Below are 17784 nucleotides of genomic sequence, written 5' to 3' on the forward strand. Positions count from 1 at the left end.
AAAAATAGAATTTATTATATACTTAATGTTTTCATAATGTACATTTGGTAAAATAAGTACAAGCATGATTGATTTAGTTTTTAATTTCATCGCTCATGCAGTGCGGCGAGTCTTCTCCTTAGGTAAGCTGGAGAACTGGTAAACCATACTTAGTTTTAATCAATAAACGGGTTTGTCGCTGAGGCAAGTAATAAGAAAAAGCATATGCTTTTTTCTAAACTTGATTCGGCGAAGTGAACTCTTCTTATCTTCAAAAAATCATATTAACTGCCTCTAAATTTATGCCTTTTAGGTGAGTGTAAAATTTTGTTGTTCGAGGTGGATTATGAGTTACAGTAATATAGATATGGGTTTTGGTAGTGGGGAAGATAGTAATGATTCTACTTCTAATGAACCAACTCAGGTTGAAGTATGTGAGTCTTCTGGCCGTGGATTTACCTATGAAGACTATTGTGATACAGATTATAATAACACAGAGAAAGAATTACAAAGAGACTACGGTCATTTAGACAGCTTTTATGAAAGCAGCAGTGAATCCTCATCATCAAGTAGTGATGGCCCGGGGAATGATGATCCCTGGTCAGGGGCTAAATTTCTATTATCCCCTTTATCTTCTTTTACAAATTGGGTTATCACTTCGCTTCAAAATACTGAGGAATCTACTTCGAAAGATGAGCTTCCAGAGAGAGGGGATGGGAATTTTGGTGAAGTAGACTATAAGGAACATCAAAAAAACAATGGAAGCTCAACAAATGTCATTGTAAAGGCATTAGCTCACACAATAGAAGACGCTGCCACAATCTCCCGTCAAGAGTGCATGGATCATGAATTTAAATGCAAGGAAAGGAAAAAACTTCATGAAAAAACAGGTGGTGTAGACAATCAAGAAATGGCGGGTGTCAATGTCAGCCTTGATAAGCGTGAGAAGCCTTTATTACCTGGAGCTCGCAAAGAGTTGGAAGGACAAGCTAAGAGCAAGCAAAAGACAAAAAAGATATATGAAAGTGAGCTGGCGCCTCCCAGTGAAGCCATCACGCATGCGCGAAATGAATTTAAAATCGCTGACGAATTTAGTAAAGGCGAGGATGAATTCGATAAAGCAGGTAGTATGATTCATACAGCAAAGGGAGTTGCCGAAGTAGCAGCTCTTGATCTGAATCCAATAGAGGATGTTACTTCTCAGCCTGGGTTCGTTACTCGATCTCCTTGCTCTAACTACTTAATGAAAGTATTAAGAGAGCGTACTGAGACAATAGTTAAAATGTATCAGAGTAGAAATAAAACTCCGACTGCAGATAATGACCACAGTGGAACTGATGAAAGTGAACGCTTGAATAAGCCTTCATCAGGAAAATAGGATAATAATGCAACTAATGAAGGCTGATTTAAGCCTTCATTAGATTTTCTGATACTTTGAATATTCTGCACACACTATTTTTTCACAAATGACATTCCCGTCTGTATGCCTTGGTTAAGTAGTTCCTCTCCTTCATTTAATAAGGATTGACTCTTTCCTCCACTTCCCTTTTTCTGCAAAATCGAATCTAAGTTTTTAGGCAACATAGATGATGCGAACTGCATTGCAGCATCTGGACTAAACATACCTCCTGAAGGGGCACTCATGGAAACACCTTGGTCATCACCAGGGGATTTGTTTTGATCCTGGTTTTGACTCTGTTTTTGCCCCTGTTTCTGTAACATCTCTTCAGCCTTATCCATTGCTATCTGGGCGGCTACTACTCCGACTATCTGGGCCATAATAAATATCTTTTTAAGAAAGTACTACATATAATATAGCACAAATAATAAACAAATATAAATTTATCGACACTGTAATACAGTTAGGCTCAATTTGATTGAAGTAAACGTAATTACTGAGATTAAAGCTAAAAATCTGTTTATGATATTCAACGTGAACAACGATGCATGCATTTTTATATTCATGGCAAGTTAATCCTGGTTGCAAGCACAGCAGGCTACTCTAGAAAATAGGAGCTAATTTGATAATTTATAAAGGCTTTTAATGGTCTTATAATACATAGATACTACTGGTAATAAGCTAATCTTCGGGTGATAAAAATTAATGATGCCAACATTTACTGAATTACAATATTTCATCGAAGTTTCAAAATCGTTAAACCTGTCTAGAGCTTCGGAAATACTTGGTATTAGCCAGCCATCACTGAGTCTCGCAATCAAGCGCTTAGAGCGCAGCGTTGGTACAGAACTTTTAATTAGGCATCAACACGGTGTTGCATTAACCCAGAGTGGGAAACAATTACTTGCTCATGCGAAAAAATTGCTAAATTATTGGCAAGATACCAGAGCGCTAACGTTGGCCTCCAAAGTTGAAGTGCAAGGCTCCTATACCTTGGGTTGCCACCCAACAGTTGCTATTGATATTGTGTCGGGGTTTTTACCTAATTTACTAGAAACTTATCCGAAACTGGAAATCCATTTAAAAAATGACCTTTCACGACGAATTTTAGAACAAATAATTGATTTTAAAATTGATATAGGCATTTTAGTGAACCCAGTGAAACATCCCGATTTGATCATTAGCAAACTATGTAACGATGAAATGACTTTCTGGAGCATAACAAAAAAAAGGAAAATCCACGACGTCTATTCTGGTGAGGCAATTGTTTTATGTGATCCCGATTTGCAACAAACTCAAACTTTATTAACCAAAGGAAGAGATCAGGGATTTATCTTTGATCGTATTATTACTATGAATAGCTTGGAAGTTGTTGCAAGCATGACTGCTAATGGTTGTGGGATTGGTATATTGCCAACACTAATGACCAACACCTTATATCCTAAAAAACTGAAACAGATTATTGATGCACCCGTCTATAGCGAGGAGTTGTGTTTAGTGTATCGCAATGAAATAAGAAGTATCCAAGCGATTCAAACGATTACGACTGCTATAAAAAACTATTGTAATAAATAGCAGATATAGAGTAAACGCTATGGTGAAGATAGAATTATCCTAATTTACTTAATACCCATTGTCAGTAAAAATACACTCGCTTTATATGGAGATATTTTCAAACACAGGGATTAATTATGAATCAGGAAAATATATTAACTGAACAAATAGATGTGGCAAATTTGCAATTTACATCCGCAGTAAAGAGCAAGTTAAAGGATTTAACTAGATGGAGTGAAGATGCCTTGGAATGGCTGATGGTAGAACATTATCAATTTTCATTACGCAACCCATACTTTTTGGCTATCGCAGCAAATACCACGAAACAATTTAATCAAACCGCTGTTTTTGATGAGCTGGATCGTAATTATAATGAAGAAGAGAATCACGCCAAAATATACAAAAAAGCATTATTTGAGATAGGAACAGATGTAGAACAGAGAGGTGAGTTCAATCCAACAACTGAATTCTTTGATAAAATAATGCAACTCATCTCGACCTGCCCCTCTTGCACGCTAGGTGCCATGTATGCAACCGAAACAGCCGCTATATTTGAGCATGAAGTTTTTAGAGATATATCCCAACAGATAGCATACAAACGAAATAAAACATGGGAAAAGGCACGTTTGAAAGCGTTCCACGATATGCATTTGAGTGGAGTAGAACAAAGTCATAAAGATGAACTTGGAAAATTCGTTAACATTGAAACCATAACCAACATGAAGATAAATACTAAAACTTCCCTTATAAAGTCTATAGACAAAAATAAAGTATTGAGTGGAGCAAAGCAGGCTATTGATGCCATGGTTATTTGGTGGGATGCCTTGCTAAATCATGCAATTAGGATGTAGCGCATTATGAAAAACACATTGCAATATGAAATGAAATCAGGAACAGATCAACATCATAGCCTTACTCAAATAAGCGCTTTAAGAAAACAGGTTTGGCCTGATTTTATTCGTATTCCGGATGAGATTATTTTCAAACTATATGCAATCTATCCTGATTTTCAGGTGAGCATATCCAGTCCGGATACAGACGAACTTATTGGGATAGCCAATTCCATACCTCTCATCTGGCATGAATCTCTTTCCAGGCTTTCTGATAATGGCCTGAGTTGGGTAATGAATGAGGGAGTTCATCTGCGGAAGAGCAGTGATGGAGCCAATATGTTATGTGCAATATCTATCACAGTCGCTGAAAATTATCGCAATAAAGGTATTAGCAAAATGCTTCTTCGACATTTAAAACGGATTTCGGAAAATAAAAAATATACCCACTTAATTGTACCAGTCAGGCCGAGTTTGAAAAGCGCTTATCCACTCATACCCATGATTAAGTATATAGAATGGAAAAATAAAGACGGCTTGCCTTTTGATCCATGGCTGCGGACTCATACATCCCTGGGAGCTCAAATAATAAAGGTATGTGAGCGATCGGCTTGTATTACCTCCTCAATTGAACAATGGGAACGCTGGACCAAGGTACCATTCCCTGGCGATGGCAACTATGTGATAAACGATGCATTATCACCGGTAAAAATTGAATTTGATAATAATACTGGAACCTATATAGAACCTAACGTTTGGGTTTCTTATCCTATAAATCATACTGGTGAGGTTCAATGTGAATAGATCGATTCATCTAACGAGGAGAACTAATTTCCCTCAAGATCCAATTGATAAGATTTTCGCGCAAGTTCCATGTGTTGATCAAGAGCGACAGAAAACAGGGTTGCCAGCCCTTATCAATTTGACTATAGGGGAACCTCATCTCAGCATCAACAGCGCAATTCTAGAGGATTTAAGCAACTATTTAGATAAGCCAGCATCAGGTTTAGCATTTCATTATCCACCTCTATACGGTAGTCAAGCTACTTTAGAAGCGATTTCAAGACTGTATAAGTCTTATTATCCTCAGGTTGATTTTACAGAAAACGAAGTGATGATTAGTAATGGTGCTACCCAGGGACTTTGGAATGCATTTAATATTTTAATTGACGAAGGTGATGAGGTTTTAGCATTTGAACCGTATTACAGTACTTATGAAATACAAGTGAATATGCTTGGTGGTAAGCTAATTAAAATTCCCACGCAAACTGATTATTTTAAACCAACTGGAATAATGTTGGAAAAAGCCATATCAACCCATTCAAGAGCCAAGGCACTTATTCTTAATTATCCAAACAATCCTACTGGAATTGACTTAACTAAAACTGTAGCAATTGAGATAGCGCAAATAGTACAAAAATACTCTCATCTAAGTATCATCATTGATGATGTATACCGAGAGCTTACATTCAAAGAACATATAACTCTTCTCGATGTTGACCCATCACTAAAAAATAGATGTATTGTAATTAATTCTGCTTCAAAGGGATTAATAGGAGCACCCGGAATGCGAGCGGGTATGATTGGTGCTAATACTGAATGGATAAGGAAAATGGCAGCCATTCAGGCCATGACCGTTAGTAGTGTTTCTTGTTTAACAGAACAAGTCCTGATTGCTGGAATAAATAGCAAATTATCCGGTTCATCTTCCTATACAGACTGGATAAATAAATCTTTGCATGAATATACCTATAACATTAAATATTTATCTCAACAGTTAAAATTAGCGGGCTTTAATATAATTAATGGCGGAAATGGATTTTTTATTTTAGCAGATGCAAGTTTTCTGCTGGGCCTTACTGTTCCTGACACCATTACCTATCAATTAGAAAACGCTAATGAATATTATCTTTGCAACATTCAGCAAAAGATTGGTACTACTGTCTTGAAAAACGATTACGATATTGTCTCTTATTTATTACATACTGCAGGAGTAGCACTTATTCCCGGTTCCGCTTTTGGGATTAGTGAAACCAGCGGATATATACGATTTTCATGCGCCAAATCCCTGGACTCCATAAAAAAAGCTACATGGAACATTCAAGCATCCATTAAATGCATTGGAATGAGGAACAAGCATGTCAATAATTAATTTATCTAGAGATAATCGTAAAATAATATTTTTATCTTCTCTGGGCGGCGCATTGGAATTCTATGATTTTATCGTTTATGTCTTCCTGGCCAGTGAACTGAGTCAATTATTTTTCCCCAAATCAAATCACTTAGCTTCCTTGATGGGTGTATATGCAGTCTTTGCTCTTGGGTATCTAGTTCGTCCTTTGGGAGGAATAATATTTAGTCATTTCGGCGATACATATGGCCGTAAAACAACATTTGTTATCACCTTAATATTAATGGTGTTGCCAACATTTTTGATCGGTTTACTTCCTACTCATGAAACTATTGGTATCGGGGCTCCTGTTTTACTTATTTTATTACGCTTGATGCAAGGCTTATCGGTAGGCGGTGAAATCCCTGGCGCAATTACTTTTGCGGCAGAACATGTGAGTCCAAAATATCGCGGACTGGCCTGTGCAATTATATTTTTTGGAATTAATTTTGGTTTGGTTCTAGGTTCGGGGATCTGTGTTTTATTAATGATGACTTACTCACATGAACAGATTTTATCGTGGGCCTGGCGCCTTCCCTTTCTACTTGGTGGCATACTAGGAATTATCAGTATTGGGCTACGTAAAAAACTGACAGAAACCCCTGTTTTTAAATTATCCAATCATGCAGTACGACCAAAATTTCCCATATTTGAATTATTCCGTAATTACCGATTGGAATTATTTCAAGGAGTTGCTTTAACGTGGCTTGATGCGGTCATAACCTGTCTTTTATTTCTTTACCTGCCTACGTATTTAACTTCAATATTACATTATTCAAAAGAAACTATTAATATCATCAATACGTTTGCTCTAATTCTTAGTTCCATTCTTTTTGTGGGATTAGGATGGCTATCTGATCATTTTGGGAGACGAATATTTTTGCTAATCGGCTCCTTTAGTTTTATTTTTTTGGGTTATGCGTTCTTTTACTTATTAGCCCTACAGCAAGTTAGCTATGTAGTGATTGTCATGATAGCAGTAAGTTTATTGAGTGCCTGTATTTCCGGAATTTATACTTGCACGATCATTGAATTATTTCCTACGACCGTGCGTTATACAGGAATGGCTCTCTCATATAATATTGGATATGCGATTTTTGGCGGGCTAACTCCTTTAATTGCGACAAGTTTGATTGATATTACTGGAAATATTTTGTCGCCAAGCTTTTATTTAATCATTAGCGCTATTGTCTGTTTTTTAGGCGCTCTTAGTCTTAAAAACAAACAGAATATAGTACCAATCCTACATTAAGAAAAATCAATGGGGTCAGACTCTATTGATTAAATAACCATATCAATCTATATGGATTGATACTAGAGACATGCTTAATTACTCGCAAAATCTACGGGAAGAAAAAAGAGTTTTTACAAGCTAATCGAGCCTGACCCCATTTGCAATAGATTTTGTCTATGGGGTCAGGCCTTGAAATTTGAATTTAGGTTAGCACTAGAAATAAAGTGCTCAGATTACCTTATAAGAAATCGACTATTATCGGGTTGTATTATTCAAGGATAAGTAAAATACTCAAAAAAACTAGCAAAAATTTTTAAAATCAAAATTGAAGGCCTGCCCCCATGGACTCCTATAAATCTAGTTCAACATCAATGCGCTACTCCAATTAACTATATTCAAACTCCTACTAAGTTAAAAAAATTGGGCTTTCCTTATTAAGATTAAATAAGCTTTATAGCGACTTTGTTTCGATTCGTCCAAATATCATTTAATCCCCGATAACTTTCTTTACTTGGGTGTAAATGTCCACGGTTTCTACCAAAATTAGAAAAAATGTTTTGCTCCACCAATTTCAATCGAGCGTCCTCTTCAGTATTGGCCCAAGTATCCTGGCCATTTTCAAGAAGATTTTCATACCCTCCAATATCTCTAATTATTTCTATTGTTTCCTTATCGATTATTCGTAATCTATAATGATTCATTTTTAACTCCAAAGATTAATTCATTCTCCTTTTAGTTTATATTAGCTTATTTTAGATACTAACGATTAATGAACAACTGGAGTCTGAAAAAAATTGAGAGAGTTGATCCTAATCCGTCACAATTACTTCTACAGAACATTTCCACGTTAGGGGACTGGAATTAATCTATTTTTACACGCTCATTGGAGCTGAAAATACCCTAGTACAATGTGAAAGAAGCAGAATTGTGATCACAATCCAAAACAATACCCCAATCGCGAAATTTAATAATTCTTTGATTCACCAAGGTATAAACAGAGTTTTAGTACTATAGTTATAGATACATGTAGTTCAAGGAGAACAATCATGCTGGGTACAATATTACTGGTTATTTTGATCCTTGTTTTAATTGGGGCCTTACCTAGATGGGGGCATAGCAGAGAATGGGGCTATGGACCCGTTGGTATAATTGGGCTTATTTTAGTAATTTATTTAATATTACTTTTGATAGGGCGTGTGCCTTTTTAGAATCTTAACTCTAAAAGAAAACCTACCTATCGAAGGAATTTGAATTTAATTATTGCTGAGAGCATTTGAATTTTAATAATAATTCTTTGCTCTTGCTGGAAGATATTTTGCTTGTAATTAAGAAGATTATTTATAAAGAATAATCGAAAAATGCTGCGATAAAAATAAAGCAACTGGTCGAGTGCAACTTAAATGAAATTTCTATTAAGTATTGTCTCTTCCTGGCAAAAAAATAACTTCATTAGGGCAACCAAATACTATCGTAAAACCATAAAGCGAATTCATTTTAATTGGAGCACTCCTTCTAATGAGTCCCTTCACCAAGTAAAACATAGCTTTTTAGCTTGCGTGAAAATTGAATCAATACCTCGATACCTGATTCTTCTGCTTTTTTGCACCACTGGCTTAATAATTCAATTAATTCTTTTTGCGAGGATACTTTTTTTAGCCATATCTGTTGCAATGCCTGGCGATAATTATAAACAAGCCGTAATTGTTCGAAGTGATTTAATAAAGCTTGCAAATGGTAGTTTGTTTTTGTGGTTTCTTGGCGTAATAGCCGTTTAGCACCTTTAAATAAATGCCATCCATTTTTATTTTTAATATGGCTGCGTTTTTCATTTTTTAAAATGGGCACAATGACCCATTTGTAGTAATCGGACATTACTTGGAATCGGTTACTAATGACTGCCTTTACAGTATTTAAATCAACATAGTGTTTGGTATTATCCCTAGCCAATTTGGGAGGACGCTTTTTCACCTTAGCAAGTCCTAAAAAAGATAGAAAGCGTATATAAATCCAGCCCAAATCAAACTCCCACCATTTCACAGCAAATTTAGCCGAAGAAGTGTATGTGTGATGATTATTATGAAGCTCTTCCCCACCTATTAGAAAACCTAAAGGAAATACATTGGTTGATCTGTCAGGACATTCAAAATTGCGATATCCCCAATAATGACCTACTCCATTAACTACTCCCGCTGATATTGGAATCCAAATCATTTGTATTGCCCAAATAGTAATCCCAGGAAAACCAAACAGCAGCAAATCAATTAAAAACATAATTAGTATTCCCTTATGGGAATGTCGAGAATACAAATTACGCTCTATCCAATCATTGGGAGTGCCAAATGAATATTTTGCTATCATCTCTTTATCTTTTGCTGCTTCGCGGTATAACTCAGGAACCTGCCAAAAAACCTTTTTTAAACTAAAAACCTGAGGGCTATGCGGATCACCCTTTCTATCTGTCGTTACATGGTGTTTGCGATGAATAGCAACCCATTCCCGGGTTATCATGCCCGTTGTTAACCAAATCCAGAAACGAAAAAAATGACTCACTATTGGATGCAATATTAAAGTGCGGTGACTTTGACAGCGATGCAAATAAAGAGTTACCGCAGCAATAGTGATTTGAGTTAGAACCAAGGTGGCTAAAATATATTCCCAAACTGTTAGGTTTAAAATACCAAAAATCATAGGAAAACTCCTTTCCCTTACTTCCGTTGTTAGCATAGTGCATTAACATCGGATTTAACCTGATTCTTATTTTCTGCTTAACTTAATACTACTCCACAATATGGTACGCGTAAGTGCTTAAGACTAATTTAGTCATAAATTTAATAGGTACTTTGCCAATGAACAAGGAGAGGTATTTGAATAACGAAGTTCCATTAAACTCTCAATATCTCTTTTCTCGGTACGACTAACAAATTAAAAAGAGAAGGCTTTCCCTAGACACAATCTACTTCTTTAATTATAGCACCATTCTATGCGCCATAGGACTCATGATAATGGATATTTTCGAATAATAGAAACTCCTGGATCAAACAGTTTTGTTAACTCATAAGACCTGTTTGCAACTTGCTGGCGAATGATAACAATCCGATTAGTGATTTTTCCTCTGAGCCCATTAAACAGATCAAGACTCGGCACAAGAAAGGGGACTCTATTGTTCCAGGTATCTGGTGCGTACTGTGCTTGAATTAATACCTATAATTAATCCAGAAGATAAGAATGCATACTATACTTAAAATGTAATGATTAAGTAGGTTTATTATGAAAAAACATCCTTTTCAAAAAGGGATTGAAAAGTCAAACGAGAAATTAAAAGAAACTGATTTAGGCGTTTATAATCAATCAAAGAAAGAAACTGGTCTCCATCGTGATAACCATAAAAAAGGCAAAAAAAGATAACTCCTTGTTATCTAACCGCGGATTTGTCTGAATACTTAAAGCAGTTTGCAAATCAGCCATGCAAAGAATGACCTTATTGATCCAATTATACGCATCCAAGTTAATATTTCAGTAACATTAACTGTTCATAATTTGAGCTACCAAATTTAAATTAAGGCAACTCATTATGTTTACACCCATTGAAAAAAATCGAAAGCAAGAACACAGTCGTTTATTAGAAAATATAACGGAATTACATTCCCGCATTTATGCTTGCAGAAGCACCGTGCTAACCTCTCTTAAGAAAGAAAATCTCGAACCAACCGAGCTAAAAAGTTTGCAAGACATCAACTGGAATTTATTTATACTGGAAATGAACAGTGGCTCTCAAAGAGATCAATTGAAACATTGTCCATATCTTGGTAATGCAGCACTTAATGCTCATGTTGAGCAATACGAAGAACACAGTGAGGCGTTCGGTTTGATATTGCAGGAAATGAATGGGCTCAATTCTATGAGTGGAACTAAAAACAATGCTGACAACTGGTTCGATTGGGACTATTCAGAAAATGAATCCAGTGAAGAATCAGTTAGCTTGATGAAATAATTAACAATAATTCATTTTGAGACTATTTATTGACACAAGCCTCTTGAACCGTCCGGAATTTCCGGATGGTTCTAATTTCTATTGATCCCTTTGAAAATATAAACAATTATTCCACTCATCTTTTTATGTTGAAAATAAAAAATTACTAAAGTGGGAGCTTATTTTATACGATGTTTGTTATTCTATTATTCCTTATTACTTGGATTGTTGCATTATGAGCAAATATGGCACAAAATTTAAAACAATAACTACCCAGCTCGCTACTCCTTTAGAGGAAATAATTAATGAATTAGGACAACAATCGGAGCTGGAAGAATCAGAACTCGAACAATTAGAGCAACCCCGCTTAGAACAAATAGAGCAATTAAGCAATAACCGGCACAGTATTTTTTATAGATTGAATCATGATGAAAAACTGAATAATGGGGTACTTATCGCCATGCTGTCAGGCATACTCCTCTTTACGGTATCGCTTTGTTCTCAAGATAATAATCGCGCTATAACAGGGTTAACTATTACCTTGGCTGCGTTCTTTTTAAGGGTTGTAATCGAGCTCATGGAAGAAGCCATGGAAAATAATCATGGCAGCTATGTCTATCAATCGCACTATAGGAATAGGAATTAACTTATTTCCCCAACTTTGAGCAATTGAGAGAGGTTAAAGCTTCGAGTTATTTACTAACCTTACTTGAGAGATTATCTTAAAAAATTGTTTAAGATAATCTCTCTAATTTTTTAAACACTCATAACCTAATCCAATGAATAAAGCGTTGCTGGATCTTCATCCCACTCCAATTTAGATTTAGGCTGACATTGATTATCCTTATTCGATTTAAAAAAACAAAATGCATCCCGAACATCTTGAGAAATAGTTTGAAATGAATCTATTTTTCTTTGAATGGATAATTGATCATCTGATGCTGAATTTGAAATATCATAAGAAGGTAGTTCAAATTCGGAAAAATCGTCTGATGAACGAGATAATTGAGACTCACAATCCGAATCCATATTTTGGAAAGAACAATACATCCAATTTCTTAAATGACGATATAAAGGTTTGGACCACAATAACTGTCTATATTTACCTTTTTCAAATAAGGCAATATCAGATATATCTTCCTGAGATAATGGTAATTCTGGCATGGGAGCACCTAAAAAAGCCCATCCAGAAACTGTCCTTGTTACTGCCATAGAACTTGGCATTGTTGCCTGTAAAAATTTTTTTCTTGCTTCCTCGACCCCAGCTTGATCAATTACGCTATAAATGCATTCAATTGGAGTTTCGTTGTCTTTATTTTTTAAACCTGGGTCTGCTCCAGCGGCTATGAGTAATATAGCCGATTGCAGCAACTGATTAGTATAAATACTGGTGAGTATGGCTGCAATGGCATGGAGCGGCGTATTACCTGAATTACTTTTTAGATTCGGATTAGCACCTTGTGATAAAAACAATTCAACTAATTCGGGTGATGAGACCGCATAAGCTAAAGCTGATTTGTTATTTTCATCTACAGTATTTACATCTATTCCTTTATCCAAATACCACTTAATCGTATCAATCACTGCTGCTTTTAGAGTTTGATTTTGTGCTCCTCCAAAAGAGTTGCCAAGAAACTCTTCTTGGGCAATTATTGACGCAAACTTTACATAAAGAATAAATTTTTCCTGGTCATTTTTTGCTTTATTCAGCTCTACTTTTAATTTGGCTTGTGTTGATAGGTAACCAAAAGCTTGATCTTTTTTTGTTCTTCTAATCATTTATCTGACCCTATAGGGATAAATTAAGTTAAATCAAAATGGAGCATAATAATTACTCAAATATTAAGCTTAAATAATTTCTGTCCCTGATAATATATTTACCAGTCCAAGATGATTAATAAGCTATGAATAAAGAGGTAAGGTATGGAGTTTGCAATTATTCTCTTTTTCATAACACTTTAATGACGAATGATGAGGTATCGGAGATATCTGTGGATTTGTTTTATGCTTTTTTCCTTCATGAAAATCACTAGCGCGTCCTAAATCGACATCATGTATCCCAGCCGTTTCACAGAATATTTCCACGATTGTTTTTAAGAGTTGGACCTTTAAGGTTCTTATGGTTTTTAAAGGCCTCCAATCGCAATAATCATCATTCGTCATTCACTTCAAGAATTCCCTTCATTATGCCGCAAGTATATTTATTTTAATTTTAATATCAATAACCTATAAAAAAAATCATAGAAAATAAGTTCCTTAATTAACTGATTTATTCTATTTCATTTAGAGGCTTCCCAATATCCTTTATGTTCCACAAAACAATCGCTTAGAAACAAACAATTCAAGCCTGAGACAATGACCTGGTAAATGCCTTTGCAATGATGCCAGAACATCAGCTAAATGACCTTAAAGATGTAGAAGTTACCTATTATGGACGTCCTGATAAATTAAGTATTTATGATACTACGAAACAACCATACCTTATTTTGGAATAACTCACCGCATATTGGAAATAGCTAAAGAAAGTAATCCGAGCGAAAATATAACTAACTTAAGGGATCTTATAGAAACATGCAAAAAGAACCTGGATAAGCAAGTTAACGAAGAATATGACAGTCAACTAGAAATCAACATTGTTTAGGCTGCCAGGCCTTCTAACAATAAAATTAACAAAAATCCAACGAAAAAACATACAGTAATAGATGGAGTTTCACGAACTTCATGAGCTTCAATTAAAAGTTCTTCTGTAACAAGATAAAGTAACGCTGCCACACCAAAAGATAAAATTACATTGGTAACCGTTTGAGGTAAATGAATTAACAAACTTGCACCAAGACCTGCACCAATCGGAATCAAGATTGCTAAAATAAAACTAGCTAACAAACGGATAGGTACACTAACTTGCCTTGCTCCTAAAGTGGACGTGGTCGATAATCCTAAGAAAAAAATTTCAATGGAAAGGGCTATAGCTATAAGAACTCCTCCTCTTTCGCCCGCTAAAAAAGAGACACCAATCAAAATACCATCTACTAATAAATCAATTCCAACTGCAGTTAATAACCCCCATGATACACCGTTTTTTTGTTGTTCGAGATCTTCTAATCTACTGGTAAACCATTTTAAGAACAACATTCCAAAAACACCTAATGAAAAACCAATAATAAGTGCAAAAGGATCGTGATAAGCACCAATTTTGGGCAGGAGTTCTTTTGCTACTGCAGCAAAAACAACTCCAGCAGCAAAATGTTGCGTGGCGCTGGTTATCTGATTACCCGGCTGATAAATACTAGCAATTCCCCCCCCAATAAACATTAATGCAGCAGGCATTAAAGAATATAGAATAATAAAGGTGATTGATGGAGCCATAGCCGTTTTTTGATTAGAGTAATAGTTCCAGCATAGTGAAACATTCAAACTGATTCAAGTCCAATAGAACTTCTCTCATAGCCGGTAAATTGCTGTATCAGGAGTACATAGGCTCTAAACGGAACGTTTTTAGGTATCTCTGCCAAATTATTTTTTTATTGTTACAACGCATACTTACCCCTTGAACATTGCCTTTCCTAACCAAAAAAAACACACATCATGTGCCATTTTTTTTGAATTTTTCGCTAAAATCCAAGATTCAACTTCCTGACAAATATCACTATTTATAGCTTTTTTATTCTGTTGTAGAAAAAAAGCAATTAGCCATTTCATCTCCAGGCTCCCTTGATCAGGTAATTGGATAGATGTTGTTTTAATTTCTTTCTCAAAAGGTATATGCAAATTAAGTAATGCGGATTCTATATCGTCCGCAGTATAAAATTGCTCGTTTTGATTTCCTATATATGCCTTGAAGTGGGATTGAATTTCATAAATTCCACGACGTCCTCTTAATACAATTAAGCCTGACTCTCCACATTCTGCTATTTTCCTAACCATATAGGGTAAATCCAAAGACCAATAAAGGCACTGGGAGGCGATAACCCAATCAAAATATTCATCACCTGGATGTTTTAAAAAATAGCTTTCGGCAGTGCCGGCAAAGGTATTCATTTGAACGGGAATAGAAAATTGATTTTTTGAATACTCTAATAAAGCATCTCCACTTGGCTCCACACCCGTTATAGTAACTTTTGCGGGCATTCTACAGGCATAAGTATCAATTATTCTTTTTATTAATGCGCCATCATGGCAACCTAAATCCAAAATATTTAGCTGATGCGAGGATGGAGAAAATCGAGTGCGCATTAAGTTAATCAGTATGGATTTTTCACTAGCATTAGCAAAATAGGTTTTGAAGAACTCACTGCTATCATACATAGACATGTTTATTTTTCCTTATTCTTTAGGGTCAATATAAATTAGCTTGGTTTGGTGGCTGCAACCAATTGCTCTTGGAATAATTAACCCCCACAGTTTCGATGAATTGAAAAGATAAGGCCTTGCGTGAACAGCTTGAGTAATTAACTGGGCTGCAATGGACAAAATTACCATGAAATAATAATGCATCCCCTGCCTTAACTTCTAAGGGCGTATAACAATAATTTTCTGTGATAAAATCAGGAATATAAACATCATTGAGCGGCTCAAATTGTCTGGTTTTAAGTTGATGACTTACCCGTGAAACCCATTTCAAAGGCCAATGGTTGCTACCCATAATACCATACATGCATGCATTTTCTATACATGCATTCTCCAAAGCCAACCATAAAACAGCTACAGAGGTAGGCTCAGTGTAAGCAAATGTTGATTCCTGATGCGGCCTCACTTCACTACCTGAGCCATAAGGATACTTAGGAATATAAACACTCAGATGACAAATTGGCCTTCTATATCCTATACCCTTCAAAATCATCATCAGCATGGGGTTCCGATACACTGTTTGCTGCATCATTGAATACTTTTCTATGAGATGCATGCCATGCCCAATCCGATTAACTACTCTTACATTATCTATCACTTCATAAAATACATGTCCTTTGTGATTTGAGGCTTGAAAATAGGGCTGTGTTACATATTCTTTAGGCTCTGATTCTTGCTTTAAGGGGTTTTTAGAATAAAAACAAACGATTTCATTATCCCAGTTTTGAGCAATATCCAATTCTGCATCGTGTTGTATCAGTTCAATTTCACTCAATAAGCCAGTTAGTTCTGCCTGATTAATATAATCTTTAAGAACAATAATGCCATTTTTGTCATAACTGCAGACTGCCTGTTTTAAATCAGATTGCAGATCATAAAGATTATATTCTGTTAACGCATTTGAATTAGCGATAGTTTTCATCTTTCACCTCATTTATAAACGGACATATGACTTTTATATCCAAGTCAGGATGCTTTCGTCGCATTACTGTGTAATTTAAAGGAAAAATTACAATTTCTGTTGACGCACTCGCTTCCGCATTAATGAGATGACCACCAAAAAGTTGAAAATTATCACTACCTAAAGCTGCATGGATATGTACAAACCAGCCTTCATCACTTAAGGTTACATTGCCAGTCAAGGATGCAATTTCGTAGGTTTCCTGAAACAATTTCTTGGTATGTTGTTTGGTATCACGATGATAAAAACCCATTGTGACATTGGATAAAGCACCAATACCGCTGATACTTGCAGATTTTAAATTAACATAAGATGCATAATTTATTATGCTTTTAAATAAGTCCTCCCCTTCTTTTAGACTTAAAATATACGGGGAACATTCGTATTGACGCATGATAATGGCTCCTATTGTATAAACAATAAAAGCCATCACCAAAAATCTTCTAAAGACAGGGTTAGTCAGGATGACTTAAGAGTACCAACCCTAATGATTTTCTTAATGTAAATTAAATCAATTTGAATTCAGCATGTCAAGCAAGATGAGTGTGATGGTTTAAACGGGGGATTATTCTGGAAATCAGCGTAATCATGGGGTCAGACGCGATGGATTAAAATAACCATTTCAATCCATCGGGATTGATATTAGAGACCGGCATACACTCGCAAAATCTATGCAACGATAAAAGAGTTTTTACCAACCAATTGAGCCTGACCCCATTGGTCCATAAGTGGCTTATAAACGCTTTTGCGACAAAACCAAATTATGCGCCTTCTTTGGGAACAGCCTTTTTGTTAGATTTAGGTGATGTTTTTTTCACGGTTTTTTTTGCGTTTGTTTCTTTTGCAACTGCCACGTCAGCAGCTTTTGAGGTTTTTTTGGAAGTTGGTTTTTTTACGGTTTTTTTCGCAGGTTTTTCACTTTGAACGTTGTTGTTGCTTTTTGCCTGTAGAACTAAATTTGCCTTTTCTTTTAATTTACGTCTTATGGCTTTGAACTCTTCTGTACGAATTTTAGCAAGATCCTTTTGATATGCCTCACCAATTAATACGTTTCTCTCGATTTTTTCAGATAATAATGCGTATTTTTTCAGTAAGTGTCGTGCATTTTTAGCCTGCTCTGTGGAGTCAATTTTAGTTGGAAATTCCTGAATCTCAGCAGCAATTTTTTTAATTTTTGTTAACTCCATTGGAGTTGCTTGTTCCATGATAAGTCTCCTTTTGATAGCAGTAAAAAAAGTATAGTCTATGGTTGGGAGGTCTTCCACCTGGAAAAACACCATACCTTCACTGCGGGCAAATCCTGGCTGCGAGCAACCTGGTTACGCTTAATACACTAACTG

Annotated in this window: 19 protein-coding genes; 10 read left to right on the forward strand and 9 right to left on the reverse strand. The window is 35.7% G+C overall.

Annotated elements, in window-relative coordinates; all coding sequences use genetic code 11:
* Positions 1-325 precede the first annotated feature (325 nt).
* The gene (locus LXO92_RS01295; RefSeq protein WP_232890230.1) at positions 326-1357 is read left to right on the forward strand and encodes a hypothetical protein; all 1032 of its coding nucleotides are present in this window, start codon (positions 326-328) and stop codon (positions 1355-1357) included.
* Positions 1358-1431: 74 nt separating this feature from the next.
* On the opposite strand, the gene LXO92_RS01300 is transcribed toward LXO92_RS01295, so the two are convergent.
* Positions 1432-1758, reverse strand: a complete 327-nt coding sequence (locus LXO92_RS01300; protein ID WP_232890232.1) for a hypothetical protein — start codon at positions 1756-1758, stop codon at positions 1432-1434.
* 325 nt (positions 1759-2083) lie between these two features.
* Here LXO92_RS01300 and LXO92_RS01305 point away from each other — a divergent pair, with 325 nt between their 5' ends.
* The 5 genes from LXO92_RS01305 to LXO92_RS01325 all read left to right on the forward strand — a co-directional run bounded on the left by LXO92_RS01305 (position 2084) and on the right by LXO92_RS01325 (position 7184).
* On the forward strand, positions 2084-2953 hold the full coding sequence (locus LXO92_RS01305) for a LysR family transcriptional regulator (protein ID WP_182350948.1): 870 nt from the start codon (positions 2084-2086) through the stop codon (positions 2951-2953).
* Positions 2954-3069: 116 nt separating this feature from the next.
* Entirely contained in the window at positions 3070-3783 is a 714-nt protein-coding gene (locus LXO92_RS01310; RefSeq protein ID WP_232890234.1) for a DUF3865 domain-containing protein, read from the forward strand.
* A 6-nt stretch (positions 3784-3789) separates the two neighbouring features.
* On the forward strand, positions 3790-4566 hold the full coding sequence (locus LXO92_RS01315) for a GNAT family N-acetyltransferase (protein ID WP_232890236.1): 777 nt from the start codon (positions 3790-3792) through the stop codon (positions 4564-4566).
* The gene (locus tag LXO92_RS01320) at positions 4559-5914 is read left to right on the forward strand and encodes a pyridoxal phosphate-dependent aminotransferase (RefSeq protein ID WP_232890238.1); all 1356 of its coding nucleotides are present in this window, start codon (positions 4559-4561) and stop codon (positions 5912-5914) included. Before LXO92_RS01315 ends, LXO92_RS01320 begins: the two co-directional genes overlap by 8 nt.
* Positions 5901-7184, forward strand: a complete 1284-nt coding sequence (locus tag LXO92_RS01325; protein ID WP_182350952.1) for an MFS transporter — start codon at positions 5901-5903, stop codon at positions 7182-7184. Before LXO92_RS01320 ends, LXO92_RS01325 begins: the two co-directional genes overlap by 14 nt.
* A 422-nt stretch (positions 7185-7606) precedes the next feature.
* Here LXO92_RS01325 and LXO92_RS01330 read toward each other — a convergent pair whose 3' ends face one another.
* Positions 7607-7867 (reverse strand): hypothetical protein, encoded by a 261-nt coding sequence (locus LXO92_RS01330; protein WP_182350953.1) that lies wholly within the window; start codon positions 7865-7867, stop codon positions 7607-7609.
* 345 nt (positions 7868-8212) lie between these two features.
* Here LXO92_RS01330 and LXO92_RS01335 point away from each other — a divergent pair, with 345 nt between their 5' ends.
* Positions 8213-8374: a DUF3309 family protein gene (locus LXO92_RS01335; RefSeq protein WP_182350954.1), complete on the forward strand. Its 162-nt coding sequence runs from the start codon at positions 8213-8215 to the stop codon at positions 8372-8374.
* Between the two features lie 304 nt (positions 8375-8678).
* On the opposite strand, the gene LXO92_RS01340 is transcribed toward LXO92_RS01335, so the two are convergent.
* Entirely contained in the window at positions 8679-9854 is a 1176-nt protein-coding gene (locus LXO92_RS01340; protein WP_232890240.1) for a DesA family fatty acid desaturase, read from the reverse strand.
* Between the two features lie 579 nt (positions 9855-10433).
* On the opposite strand from LXO92_RS01340, the gene LXO92_RS01345 reads away from it, so the two are divergent.
* The 3 genes from LXO92_RS01345 (at position 10434) to LXO92_RS01355 (ending at position 11782) form a co-directional block, all read left to right on the forward strand.
* Positions 10434-10571, forward strand: coding sequence for a hypothetical protein (locus LXO92_RS01345; protein WP_182350956.1), 138 nt, complete (start codon positions 10434-10436; stop codon positions 10569-10571).
* Positions 10572-10737: 166 nt separating this feature from the next.
* Positions 10738-11157: a hypothetical protein gene (locus LXO92_RS01350; RefSeq protein ID WP_182350957.1), complete on the forward strand. Its 420-nt coding sequence runs from the start codon at positions 10738-10740 to the stop codon at positions 11155-11157.
* Positions 11158-11371: 214 nt separating this feature from the next.
* Positions 11372-11782 (forward strand): hypothetical protein, encoded by a 411-nt coding sequence (locus LXO92_RS01355; protein ID WP_182350958.1) that lies wholly within the window; start codon positions 11372-11374, stop codon positions 11780-11782.
* A gap of 125 nt (positions 11783-11907) precedes the next feature.
* Here the strand turns inward: LXO92_RS01355 and LXO92_RS01360 are convergent, their stop codons facing one another.
* The 6 genes from LXO92_RS01360 to LXO92_RS01385 form a co-directional block, all read right to left on the reverse strand.
* On the reverse strand, positions 11908-12915 hold the full coding sequence (locus LXO92_RS01360) for an ankyrin repeat domain-containing protein (RefSeq protein ID WP_232890242.1): 1008 nt from the start codon (positions 12913-12915) through the stop codon (positions 11908-11910).
* 858 nt (positions 12916-13773) lie between these two features.
* A complete protein-coding gene (locus tag LXO92_RS01365; protein ID WP_182350960.1) occupies positions 13774-14502 on the reverse strand; it encodes a ZIP family metal transporter in 729 nt (242 codons plus the stop codon).
* Between the two features lie 174 nt (positions 14503-14676).
* Positions 14677-15447 carry a class I SAM-dependent methyltransferase gene (locus tag LXO92_RS01370; protein ID WP_232890244.1) on the reverse strand — a complete coding sequence of 257 codons (771 nt, stop codon included), beginning with the start codon at positions 15445-15447 and terminating at the stop codon, positions 14677-14679.
* A 25-nt stretch (positions 15448-15472) separates the two neighbouring features.
* Complete coding sequence (locus LXO92_RS01375; protein ID WP_232890246.1) at positions 15473-16405, reverse strand: phytanoyl-CoA dioxygenase family protein; 933 nt, start codon at positions 16403-16405, stop codon at positions 15473-15475.
* Positions 16389-16838, reverse strand: coding sequence for a PPC domain-containing DNA-binding protein (locus LXO92_RS01380; protein ID WP_182350963.1), 450 nt, complete (start codon positions 16836-16838; stop codon positions 16389-16391). Before LXO92_RS01380 ends, LXO92_RS01375 begins: the two co-directional genes overlap by 17 nt.
* Positions 16839-17205: 367 nt before the next feature.
* The gene (locus LXO92_RS01385; protein WP_232890248.1) at positions 17206-17649 is read right to left on the reverse strand and encodes a hypothetical protein; all 444 of its coding nucleotides are present in this window, start codon (positions 17647-17649) and stop codon (positions 17206-17208) included.
* Between the last annotated feature and the right edge of the window lie 135 nt (positions 17650-17784).

Source organism: Legionella resiliens (assembly GCF_021344005.1).
Lineage (GTDB): Bacteria > Pseudomonadota > Gammaproteobacteria > Legionellales > Legionellaceae > Legionella > Legionella resiliens.